Genomic DNA, 12,970 nt, shown 5'->3' on the forward strand with positions numbered 1-12,970 from the left:
CGCGCCGCGGCACTACTCCTCGGCGGGTGCCGCCCCGCCGCCCGGCGTGGGCTGCGGCTCCGGCACCTGCTCCGCCGGTGCGGCATCCGCATCGGGCAGCTGCGAGACCAAGTGTTCGGCGAGTTCCCCGAGGGTCGGGTAGTCGAACACCGCGGTCGGACTGATGTCGAACTTGCCGCCGAACTGACCGAACAGCCGGTTGCGCAGTTCGACCGCCATCAGCGAGTCGGTACCCAGGTCGAGGAACCTGCTGGTCGCCGCGGGCGGTTGCGCCAATCGCAGAAAACCCTGCACCTCGCGTTGCAGGAATTCGGTGATGAAACCGGCCCGCTGCGCGACCGGGATCTCCTGCAGTTGCCGAAGCAACTCGCTGTCGCCGGTGGCCGCTGCGTCGGCGCGGGGCAACACGTTGTCCAGTAGCGGAGGCCTGATGCCGCCGAGCATCTTCGCGGTCCGCTGCCAGTTGGCCTTGAGGACCGTCGCCTGGGCGGTTCCGTGGCGGATTACCTCACCGACCGCAGCCAGCGCCGAGGTGGGCTCCAGCGGCATCATGCCCTGCGCGCTGAGGTTGGCCATCGCCGCCTGCGAGCTGGCCATGCCACCGCTGCCCCACGGACCGAAGTCGACGGCGGTCGCCGGCAGGCCCTGTGAGCGGCGCTGCGCGGCAAGCCCGTCCAGCAGGGCGTTGGCGGTGGCGTAGTTGGCCTGTGACGGCGAGCCCAGCACCGCCGATGCCGACGAGTACAGGATGAAGAAGTCCAGATCGTCATCCTGGGTCGAGCGATGCAGGTGGTGGCCGCCATAAGCCTTGGGCGCCAATGTCGTCCGGAAACGCTCCATGTCCTGCTGAGGTAGCAGCGCATCGTCGAGCACCCCGGCCAGGTGGACGACGCCGGCCAGAGGCGGCAGCTCTGAGCGGATCCGCCCGAGCAACTCGTCCACCCCCGACTCGGTGCCGACGTCGGCGGAGAACACGTGGACCCGGCAGTGGAAGCGTTCCATGATGGCGGCAATCGCCCGCTCGGCGTCGGCATCCGGGGCGCGGCGGCTGGTGAGCACGATGTCACCGGCGCCGAGCTGGGCCAGATACGACGCGGTGTGCAGACCCAGCGCACCCAAGCCGCCGGTCACCAGGTAACTGCGATCCGACCGCGGTGCAAGCGGTTTGGGCATCTGCACCACGATCTTGCCGATGTGCCGGGCCTGCTGCATGCGCCGGAACGCCGCCCTGGCCTCGGTCAGCGGGTAGACCTCGGCGGGTACCGGTGTCCACTCGCCGGTGGCCAGCCCCTCGGAGACCTCCGACATCAACCGCTGGATGTGATCGGGGTCGGTCATCATGGTCACGTCCAGCGCGACGATCTCGTAGTCGATATCGGGCCGCAGCGCCGCCATCTGCTCATGCGTCCAGATGTCGCGCTTGGCGATCTCGGCGAACCGGCCGCCCTTGGCCGTCGCCCGCACCGTGGCCTCGACGAACCCGTCGTTGGTCAAGGAGTTGAGCACCACATCAACACCTGCACCGCCCGTATCCGCCAGGATCTGATCGGCGAAATCGGTTGTGCGGGAGTCGTAAACGTGCTCGACGCCCATCGCGCGCAGAGTCGCACGCTTGTAGGTGCTCGCGGTGGCGAAGACCGTCGCGCCGTGGGCACGGGCCATCTGGACCGCGGCCAGCCCCACGCCGCCGCTGGCGGCGTGGATGAGGACCTTGTCCCCGGGCTTGAGCTTGGCCCAGTCGAATGCGAGGCGGACCGTGAGTGCGGCGGCCGGGATCGTTGCGGCGTCTACCGCGCTGATCCCGTCCGGCACCGTCGCCAATAGCGGCGCCGGCACGTTCAACCGGCTGGCGAACGCACCCTGCATGGACCCGAAGACCCGCTGGCCGACCTCGAATCGGGTGACCTCGGAACCGACTTCGGTGACCACACCGCACAGGTCGCCGCCGATCGGGCCGGGGTCGCCGGGATAGAGGCCGAGCACGTTGAGCACGTCGCGGAAGTTGAGGCCGGCGGCCTCGATCCGGACCTGCACCTCGTTCGGCTCCGGCGGCGTCACCTCGATCTCGGTCAGCCGCAGGTTGTCGATCGCGCCGCGTTCGGTCGGCGCCAGGGCGTAGTCGTCGCTGCGAGGCATCGGCAGCTGGCCGTTGCGGGCCCAGTGCAGCAGCCGCGGCACCAGGAAACGGCCCTGCCGCAGCGCCACTTCCGGCTCGGTGACCGCCTGGCCCAGCGCCCCCGCCAGCCAGCGCAGCGACTCCTCGGTGCCGTCACGGTCCACCAGCCGACAGCGCAGCGTCGGCTGCTCGGCGATCACGGTGCGACCCAGGCCCCACAGTGCCGTCTGCACGGGATCCACCGGTTCACCCGGCTCGGTCGCCACCGCACCCTCGGTGACGATCCACAGGCCCCCGGTCAGGCTCGGCTTGTCCTGGGCCAGCGCGGTGTGCACCGCGGCGAGCAGACTGGCGACCTCGGTCTCCAGGCGCGCCGCGAGGTCGTCGGTCGAGGTCTGCGCACCAGGGTGTCCGCCACTGCGCCAGACGATCCCGGTGACCGGCGCACCCTGTTCGGCGGCGTCGCTGAACGCCTGCTGCCAGGCCTCTGCGTCGGCCGCCGGGGCGAGGACGACCGCTCCCGGCACAGCGGCGGCCAGTTCACCAAACCCGGCGACCAGCCAGGTGCCGGTGGTGGCCGTGGTCTCGGTGTCCGCGTCGGTGGCACCGGTACCGGGGGCGGCGGACTCGTGCCAGCCCACCGTGTACAGCAGCCGCGTGGTGTCGCCGCCGAGTCCGCGTAGCAGTGCCTCGCGGGGCGCCCGTTTGACGGTGAACTCGCTGATACCGCCCAACCGGTGGCCGTCGCGGTCGACGAAATCGATGTCGAAGACCTGGGTTTCGCCTTCGACGCTGGCTTCTTGCCAGCGCGCCCGGCAGTAGAACCGCCGCGGCATCCGCTCGCGCAGCTCCACCTGGCCGTAGCGCAGCGGCAGGAACAGGTCGGAGACGCCGTGCTCGACGGCCAGCAGTGCCGGGAACGCGGGGAAGGCGACGCCGGTGCACAGGTCGAGTAGCACCGGGTGGATGGGCTCGTTGCCGAGGTGCTCGGCCAGTTCGTCGCCGACGCTGACGTCGCCGATGGCCTCGCCGTCGCCGACCCACAGCGACTTCAGCGATGTCGACCAGGTCGGGCCCCACGCGAGTTCCATGTCGTTGAACGTCTCGAAGAGCTGCTGCGGACGGGTCCGCTCCAAGCGTTCGATCGCCTCGTCGACCGGCTCGACGGCGCTGGCCGCCTCCGGTGTCGTGTCCTCGGTGTCCGCGCTGTCCTCGGCGCCGGTGAGCAGGCTGCCGTCGGCGTTCAGCGACCATTCCGCGTCGCGGACCCCGTAGGGCCGGCTGTGCACCTGGAACTTCCACCCACCCCCGGCCTCCAGCGGCCGCATCGTCAGCTGAACCTCACGAGAGGCCTTGTCCGGCAGGATGATCGGCTCGTAGAAGAAAACTTCCTTGACCCGCGCGGGCGCCTCGGCGGCCGCCAGCGCCATCGTGGCATACGTCGCGCCGGGAACGACCACCGTGCCGTAGATGACGTGATGGGCCAGCCAGGGCTGGGTCTTCACCGATAGAACGCTGGAGTGGACGGTGTCCCCGGACGCCAGATCCTTTGCACTGCCCAGTATCCCGGATGTCGAGATACCGCCGCCGCTCATCCCCGCCATCCCCGTGGTCTTGGGCCAGTAGCGCCTGCGCTGGAACGGGTAGGTGGGCAGTTCGAGGCGGTGGCCGCCGTCGTGGCCCCTGGCGGCGAAGTCCGGCCGGTGCCCGCTGATGTAGGCCGCGGCCAGCGCTTCGGTCATCTGCCGCTGTGCGTTGGCGCCCTTGCGCAACGACACGATCGCGCGTGGCGCCGCCGAGGTCTCCGGCCAGATCTGCAGGGCGGCAGCGGTCAGGATCGGCTGTGGCCCGATCTCCATGAGCACCGAGCAGCCCAGTGCGGCAACGGTGCGCACGCTCTCGGTGAACTGCACCGGCTGACGGGAATGCCGGCGCCAGTAGGCGGCGTCCAGCGGGGTGTCGGCGGTGATCACTGTGCCGGTGCGGTTGCAGACCAGCGGCAGCGCGGGCGCTGCGTACTCGAATTGCTGCGCGAATGACTCGAATTCGTCGAGAACGGGTTCCAGCAGCTCGGAATGGAAGGCGTGGCTGGTTTCCAGCCAGGTGCACCGGGTTCCGTCCTGGCTGCAGGCGGCGACGATCTCTTCGAGGTCCTCACCCGGGCCCGACAGCACGGTGTTGCGGCCGTTGTAGGCGCCGACGGAGACGCGGGGGAAGGTGTCCGCGGCCCGCTCGACGTACTCGGGATCGGCGAACACGGCCACCATCCGGCCGCCGGCGGGCAGGCTGCCGAACAACCGGCCACGCTCGGCGATCAGTCGCGCGCCGTCCTCCAGGCTGAACACACCGGCCACGCAGGCGGCGGCGTACTGGCCCACGCTGTGGCCTAGCACGGCGTCCGGCATCAGGCCCCACGACTGCCACAGCCGGGCCAGGCCCATTTCGACGGCGAAGATCGCCGGCTGGGCAAAGGAGGTGTGCCGCAACGTCTCTGCCGCTTCCCGGTCACTGGAGAGCAGCACATCGAGCAGTGGCCGCGGCAGCATCGGATCCACGGCCGCCGCGCACCGGCGCATGGTGTCGGCGAAGATCGGCTCGCTGTCGAATAGTTCACGCGCCATGCCCGGGTACTGGCTGCCCTGGCCGGGGAAGAACCATGCGGTGGTCGGTGGGTCGGTGCATTCGCCCTTGACCACGCCGGGCCGCAGCCGGTTGGCGGCCAGGTCCTCGAGCAGCATCCTGGCCTCGGGCACCGAGTTCGCCACGACGGCGCCACGGTGTTCGAAGTGGGAGCGGCCGGCCCCGGCGGTGAAGCAGACGTCGGTGAAGCAGGCGTCAGGGTGCTGTTCCAACCACGTCGAGTACCGCTGAGCCAGCGCCGCCAGGCCCTGCTGGGAGCGTGCCGAGAGCGCGAGCACGCCGAACGGCTCGCGCGCCGCCTCGACCGCCACCGCGGTCTCTGTCTGGGCCTCGACGTCGTCACCAGCGTCCTCGGCGGGCACCGGCTGCGGCGCCTCCTCGAGCAGGATGTGGGCGTTGGTGCCGGTGAACCCGAACGAGCTGACGCCGGCTCGCCGGGTTCGTCCGCCGGACGGCCACGGGGTGGGTTTGTCGACGACCGCGACCGACAGGGAATCCCAGGGGATGTGCGGAGAGGGATTGTGGAAGTGCAGGTTCTGCGGCAGTAGTTCGTGCTGCAGCGAGAGCACCACCTTGATCAGCCCGGCCACGCCGGCGGCTGATTCCAGGTGACCGATGTTGGTCTTGGCGGTTCCCATCAGCAGCGGCCGGTGCGGGTCGCGGCCCGCACCGTAGACGGCGGCCGCGGCCTGCACCTCGATCGGGTCACCCAGCGGAGTGCCGGTGCCGTGGGCCTCGAGGTAGTCGACGTCGGACCCGGTCAGGCCGGCGCGGACCAGCGCCGCGCTGATGAGGCGCTGTTGGGCGCCGCCGTTGGGCACCGTCAAGCCGCTGGACGCACCGTCCTGATTGACCGCGCTGCTGCGGATCACCGCGCAGATCCGGTCGCCGTCGCGCTGCGCGTCGGACAGGCGTTTGAGCACGAGTACGCCGCAGCCTTCGCCGCGCACGTAGCCGTCGGCGGCGGCATCGAAGGTCTTGCAGTGGCCGTCGGGGGCCAGCATCCGGGCCCGGGACGCGGCGACGATCGAGGCCGGACTCAGCAGCACGTTGACGCCACCGGCCAGGGCCATGTCGCAGTCGCCCGAGTGCAGGGCCTGACTGGCCTGGTGCAGGGCCACCAGCGAGGAGCTGCAAGCGGTGTCCACCGCCATCGCCGGCCCTTCCAGGCCGAGGGTGAACGCGACCCGCCCGGCGATCGCGTTGAGCGCGTTACCGGTGATGAAGTGGGCCTCGAGCTTGTCCACCGAGTCACCCGAGAGCAGATGGGAGTATTCGTTGGCGCCCACGCCGACGAAGACGCCCGTTCGGCTGCCCCGCAGCGATGCCGGGGCATACCCGGCCCGCTCCAAGCCTTCCCATGCGATCTCGAGCATCAGGCGCTGCTGCGGATCGATCCACACCGCTTCGCGCGGGGAGATGCCGAAGAACTCCGGGTCGAAGGTGTCGACGCTGTCCAGGTACCCGCCGCTGCGGGAGTAGATCTTGCCCGGCATCTGCTGGTCGGGGTCGTAGTACTCGTCGACGTCGAAGCGGTCCTCGGGGATCTCCCGGATGGCGTCCACCCCGTCGGCCAGCACGTGCCAGTACGCATCCGGGTCGGGCGAGCCGGGGAACCGGCAGGCCACCGCGATGATGGCGATCGGTTCGTCGGCCGCGGCAGTCGCCAGCGACGCCGGTGCTGCCACCGTCGCGCCGCCCGCCCGCTCGCTGAGCCGCAGCACGTCGGACAGCAGGTAGTCGGCCACGTCGGACAGCCGCGGATAGTCCATCGCCAGCGTCGCCGGCAGCTCCCTGCCGACGGCCTGCTCCAGGCGGCGGCGCAGCTCGACGGCCATCAGCGAGTCCATGCCCAGGTCGAAGAACCCGGCCTCTTCGCGGATCTCGGCGGCGTCGATCCGGGTGACCTCGGCGACGGTGTTGCGCAGGTACTCCAGCACGAGCTTCTTGCGCTGCTGCGCGGGAGCCGCGGTGAGCTGTTCGACCAGTCGGGTGGAGCCCGCCGGTCCCGAAGTTCCGGACACCGACTCCGGCACGGATTGGGGAACTTCACGGGCCACCTCGGCCAGCAGCGCGCGCCGACCGGCCTGCAGGTAGATCGGCAGGAAGCGGGCCCAGTCGATGCGGGCCACCACCGCCTGCGCCGGCCCGGCCGAGCCCGCGGACAGGGCGTCGGCCATGCCGGCCAGTGCGTCGGCGGGCGAGAGCGCGCTGACCCCGCGCCGGTCCAGCTGTGCCCGGGCGTCCGGGTCGGCCATCCCGGCCGACCAGGGCCCGAAGTTGACGCTGACCGCGGGAAGACCCTGCGCGCGCAGCCGCCAGGTCAGGCCGTCGAGGAAGGCGTTGGCCGCGCTGTAGGCGCTCTGGCCGTAGCTGCCCCACACCGCGGAGATCGATGAGGTGCACAGGAAGAAGTCCAGCTCCAGATCGGCGCTGGCTTCACTCAGATGCCAAGCGCCCCAGACCTTTCCGGAGAAAACCCGATCTAGCTCCGCGCTCTGCAGTGAACTCAGCGCGGTGGTGCTGTTCTCGCCTGCGGCGTGCACGATGCCCGCCAGGGGCGGCAGTTCGGCTCGCACCGTGGCCATCAGGCGCGCGACGTCGTGCGGATCGGCGATGTCGGCGGCGATCACCGTGACGGTGCAGCCGTGTTGGGTGCGCAGCGCGTCGATGCGTTGGCGGGTGTTGTCTCCCGGAACGCGCCGGCCGGTCAGCACCAGCTGCCGGGCGCCGTGCGCGGCCAGGTAGCCGGCGATCTCCAGGCCCAACGCGCCCAGCCCGCCGGTGACCAGGTAGGTCGCATCGCCGCGTAGCTCCAGTGCCGCGGCATTCGGCTGCCCGGTTCGCCGGACCAGCCGCGGCACGTGCACGGCGTGCTCGCGCAGGGCGATCTGGTCTTCACCGGGCACGGCCGCGACGACCTGCCGGACCAGCCGCGACCACTCCTCGGCGCCGGTGCCGGACAGGTCGGCCAGCCCACCCCACACCGGGGGGTATTCCAGTGCGGCAGAGCGGCAGAAGCCCCACAGGCTGGTCTGCTCCGGTGCGACGGTGTCGGTGTCGAGGACCCGCTGAGCGCCCGTGGTGACCACCCAGATCGGGGTGCGCAGCTCGGCCGCCATGGCGGCGCGGAACAAGCGCTGGGTGCCGCTGAGAATGCGGTGCTGCATGCGCAGCAGCGATTGCATCGACGGTGTTCCTGGCGCGCCGGCGAGGGCCCCGACATGCAGGATGCGCAGTGCTGGCTCGTCGCGCACCGCGGCGCGCAGTTCGGCGACCAGTCGCTCTTCGTCGGCGTCGGAGCCGGGCAGCGCCAGAATGCGGTGCCGGTGGCCGTGGGTGGTGAGAACCTCCGCCAGCGGGGTCAGGACGGCGTCGTCGTCGCCGATGAGCAGCCACGCCGCGCCTTCGCCGATTTCAGCGGGGGCGGCCCCGGTGGCGGGCGCGGACCCGGCGGAGCGGGTCTTAAGCCCTGTCTCCCAACGAATCTCGTAGCGGATGTCGGCGATCGATTGCGCACTCCGCTGCCGATTATGCTGGGCGGCAAGCTTGTTGAGCACGTCGGCTGTCGAGGCCGTCGCTGCGCTGCCGTCCGCGCCGTCGAGAAGGGCGGCGAGTTCCTCGATCCGGCCGTCCTCGAGCAGGCGGACGGCCTCGGTACGGATGGCGGTGTCCCGGCTCGACACCCGGCGGGTGGCGTCCTGGGCGTCGGAGAACCAGTACTGGCGGTGCTGGAACGGGTAGACCGGCAGGTCGATTCTGGCCGCCGGCTCGATGACCAGAGCGCCGAAGTCGGGCAGGTGCCCGGCGACGTAGGTCCCCGCTACTGCCTCGGCGATCTGGCGGTGGTCGGAGCCGATTCGGCGCAGCGACGGGATCGCCTTGGGGGCGGTGGCCGGGTCCGGCCAGGCGCGCAGGGCCGCGGCGGTCAGCACGGGTTGCGGGCCGACCTCGAGCAGCAGGCTGCAGCCGAGCTCGGCCAGCGTGGCGACACCCTCGGCGAACTGCACCGGCTGACGGGCGTGGCGCCGCCAGTAGGCGGCGTCGAGCCGGGCCGTCCGGCCCAGCGCTGCGCCGGTCCGGTTGCACACCAAAATCCTTTGTGGCGAACCGAATTCGAAGCCGTTCGCGTACGTCTCGAACTCGTCGAGGGCCGGATCCAGCAGCGCGGAGTGGAACGCGTGGCTGGTGTCGAGCCAATCGCAGCGCACCCCGTCGGCACTCAGCGCGGCCACTACCTGCTCAAGGTCCGCCGCAGGCCCGGACAGCACCGTGTTGGCCCCGTTGTAGGCGGCCACCGACAGGCTTGGGTACTCGTCGGTGCGGCGCTCGACCCGCTCCGGGTCGGCGAAGATCGCGCACATCCGTCCGCCGGCCGGCAGGTCGCCGAACAGCCGGCCCCGCTCGGCCAGCAGGCGCATGCCGTCCTCGATGCCGAACACCCCGGCGACGCAGGCCGCCGAGTACTGCCCGACGCTGTGGCCGAGCACCACGTCCGGTTCGAAGCCCCACGACTGCCACAGGCGAGCCAGGCCCATCTCCACGGCGAAGATCGCCGGCTGGGCGTGACGGGTCTGCTGCAGTGTCGCCGCGGCGTCGGCATCGGTGGACTCGTCGGCGAAAATCAGCTCCAGCAGCGGCTTTTCGAGCAGCCCGGCTACGGCCTGCTCGCAGCGCCGCAGGGTGTCGGCAAACACCGGTTCGGTCTCGAACAGCTCGCGGGCCATTCCGGCGTACTGGCTGCCCTGGCCGGGAAACAGCCAGGCGGTCTTCGGCGGGTCAGCGTTGTCGCCGCGCACCAGCCCGGGTGCCGGCAGGTCGTCGGCGAGCGCGCCGAGCAGCTCGCGCGCCGACTCCTTGGAGTTCACCACCAGGGCGGCCCGGTGCTCGAAGTGCGCCCGCGCCGTCCCGGCGGTCAGGCAGACGTCGGCCAGCGTGGCCTCGGGATGCTCGCCCAGCCAGCTGCGGTATTGCTCGGCGGTCTGCACCAGTGCGGCCGGGGTGCGCGCCGACAACGGCAGCACCATGAAGCGGCGGGGGTCGGGGGCGTCGGCCGGTGGGGTCGTGGGCACCGGCTGGGGCGCCTCTTCGAGGATGACGTGGGCGTTGGTGCCGGAGAACCCGAACGAACTCACGCCGGCGATGCGCGGCCGCTCGCCGCGCTCCCAGGCCATGGCCTCCTCGACGGCGCGCACCGGGATCCGGTCCCACGGAATGTGCGGGGACGGGTTCTTGAAGTTGAGGTGTTTGGGCAGTTCCGAGTGCTCGAGTGCCAGGACGACCTTGAGGACGCCGGCGACGCCCGCGGCGGCTTCGAGGTGCCCGATGTTCGTCTTCGCCGAACCGATCAGCAGCGGCTGGTCGGCGGCGCGGCCCTTGCCGAGCGCGGCGGCGGCGGCCTGGACCTCGATCGGGTCGCCCAGCGATGTTCCGGTGCCGTGCGCTTCCAGGTAGCCGATGTCGCCGGGGGTCAGCCCGGCCCGCTCCAGCGCCTCGGTGATGACCCGCTGCTGGGCGACCCCGTTGGGCACGGTCAGACCGCCCGACGCGCCGTCGGAGTTGACCGCGCTGCCGCGGATGACGGCCCGGATCCGGTCGCCGTCGCGGATCGCGTCCTCGAGACGCTTGACGACGATGACGCCGCAGCCCTCGCCGCGCACATAGCCGTCGGCGGCGGCGTCGAACGTCTTGCACCTGCCGTCGGGCGCCAGCATCCGCGACTGGGAGAAGGTGATCATGGTGGCCGGGCTGAGCAGCACGTTCGCTCCGCCGGCCAGCGCCAGGTCGCATTCACCCAGGCTCAGCGCCTGGCAAGCCTGATGGATGGCCACCAGCGACGAACTGCACGCCGTGTCGACAGTGACCGTCGGCCCCTGCAGGCCCAGCCGATAGCTGATCCGGCCTGCACCGGCCGCGGCCGACGTACCGATCGCCAGGTAGGCCTCGATCTCGGGGTAGGTCAGTTCGTCGGAGGCCATCCCGAGGTAGTCGTGGGTGGACAAACCGACGAACACACCGGTTCTGGTGTTGGCCAAAGCCGTTGGGGCCGTGCCAGAATGCTCGACGGCATGCCAGGCCGTCTCCAGCAGCAGGCGGTGCTGCGGGTCCATCAGGTTGGCCTCGCGGGCCGACACCCCGAAGAACGGCGCGTCGAAACCGGACACATCGTCGGTAAAGCCGGCGCGGCGGGTGACGACCTTGCCGGGTGCGGCGGGATCCGGGTCGAAGAACTCGTCGACGTCCCAGCGTTCGGCCGGCACCTCGGACACCGCGTCGCGACCATTGCGCAGCACATCCCAGTAACCGTCGGCATCCGCAGCGCCGGGCAGTCGCGCCGCGTAGCCGATGATCGCGAAACGGGGCGCTTGGTGCGTCGGGTGTTCGGTTTGTGCCATGAGGTTGTGCTCTCCGCGTGGGTGAGGTGTCAATGCCTTGCGGGAGACGGCGTCAGGCCCAGGATCATCGTGCGAACGGCCGCTGCGCGCTCTAATTCCCGACAGCCATGGCCGGCTCGCTTTTACCTGCGCCAGTATGGCATGCGCGTTGCTGCACGACGTTATTTCCCGGCGCTTGTCGGCGTCGCCGCAGGCTGGAGGTGGGGCGCGCGTCGAGGCGGCGGCGCTATGGTCGGGTGCAGCTGGTCGGGGTGTATCGGCGACCCCCACAGCAACAGGGGTTATGTTGATGTCTTCACCAGCGTGGCCGGACCCGCAGCCCCAGCCGTTCATCCCCGGGAGGAAATGTTGCGCATCGGGAAGATAACGATCGGAACAATCGACGACTGGACACCGCGGACGGGCGTAGTGACCTCCTGGCACCCGACGAATGCGGCTATGGACAAGGCGCGGCAAGCGCCGGTCAGTTCGGTTCCGGTCAGTTATATGCAGGCGCAGCACATTCGCGGCGTGTTCGAGCAGGACCGCGCCGGGTTGGACTATTCACGCCAAATTATTGCGACCTGTGAAGTCCCTGGTCAGTGCGATATTGCCGCCATGAATCACGCGCTCAACGCATATTTGCGTCGGCACGACACGTACCGGAGTTGGTTCGAGTACTCGGGTTCCGGAGAAATTATCCGGCACACCATCGCCAACCCTGCTGATATCGAATTCGAGCCGCGCGACTATGGCGAAATGGCCGTCGAGGACGCACGCAAGCATATTGTCGATATTCCGACCCCGCTGGAATGGGGTTGTTTTTCCTTCGGAATTGTCCAGGGCGAGGATCATTTCGATTTCTACGCCAGCATTGACCATGTTCATGGCGACGCCGCATTGATCGGAATCACCATGCTGGAAGCGCACGGCATGTATTCCTCGTTGCTCACATCCGGGCAGCCGATGGCTCTCCCCGACGCGGGCAGCTTCGACGATTTCTGCATCCAGGAGCGCGAATCCACGGCCGATCTCACGGCCGATTCCCCGGAGGTCCGCGCGTGGATAGAGTTTGCCGAGAATAACAACGGCACCCTGCCGGAGTTCCCGTTGCCGCTGGGCAACCCCCAGGAGCCGACGGTCGCCGACATGGTCGGCGAAATGGTGATGGATGCCGAGCAGACCGCGAGATTCGAGGCGGCCTGCACGGCGGCGGGGGCGCGCTTCGTCGGCGGGCTGTTCGCGGCCATTGCCATGGTCGAGCACGAGTTGACCGGCGCGGCAACCTATTACGGACTCACGCCCCGTGACACCCGCCGCACGTCGGACAATTTCATGACGCAGGGGTGGTTTACCGGGCTGGTGCCGATCACGGTGCCGATCGCGGCGGCGACGTTCGCGGAGGCCGCGTGGGCGGCGCAGACGTCGTTCGATTCCGGTCTTAGCCTGGCTCGCGTTCCCTATTACCGGGTGCTGGAATTGGCCCCCTGGCTGGAGAAGCCCCGGCCGAACTTTCCGGTCTCGAACTTCCTGCACGGCGGCGCGGCTCCGCTCAACGCCGTGCTGGCGGCCGCCGACATGGGATATTCGAACAATATCGGCATTTACTCCGACGGCCGATTCTCCTATCAGCTGACGATCTACATATTCCGGTACGACGCCGGTACGGCAATGTCGGTGATGTTTCCCGACAACCCGATCGCGCAGAAATCGGTCGCCCGCTACATCGGCGCGATGAAGTCTGTCTGTGGGCGGATCGCCGACGGCGGGCAGTGGTGACGGGTTGGTTCGGCACCAAGAAGGCCCCAGCGGATTGCGCGGCTTGATCAGGTGAAATCGA

Annotated in this window: 2 protein-coding genes; one reads left to right on the forward strand and one right to left on the reverse strand. The window is 69.8% G+C overall.

Annotation, left to right across the window (positions count from 1 at the left end; genetic code table 11):
- Positions 1 to 12: 12 nt before the first annotated feature.
- On the reverse strand, positions 13 to 11,151 hold the full coding sequence (locus tag ACXDF8_RS14275; RefSeq protein ID WP_457223915.1) for an SDR family NAD(P)-dependent oxidoreductase: 11,139 nt from the start codon (positions 11,149 to 11,151) through the stop codon (positions 13 to 15).
- Positions 11,152 to 11,499: 348 nt separating this feature from the next.
- Here ACXDF8_RS14275 and ACXDF8_RS14280 point away from each other — a divergent pair, with 348 nt between their 5' ends.
- Entirely contained in the window at positions 11,500 to 12,909 is a 1,410-nt protein-coding gene (locus tag ACXDF8_RS14280; RefSeq protein ID WP_457223971.1) for a condensation domain-containing protein, read from the forward strand.
- The last annotated feature ends 61 nt before the right edge of the window (positions 12,910 to 12,970 follow it).

It is taken from the genome of Mycolicibacterium sp. CBM1, assembly GCF_054073305.1.

Coding starts and splice junctions, on each gene's coding strand:
- ACXDF8_RS14275 (WP_457223915.1), bottom strand. CDS start 11,151: ATGGCACAAACCGAACACCCGACGCACCAAGCGCCCCGTTTCGCGATC.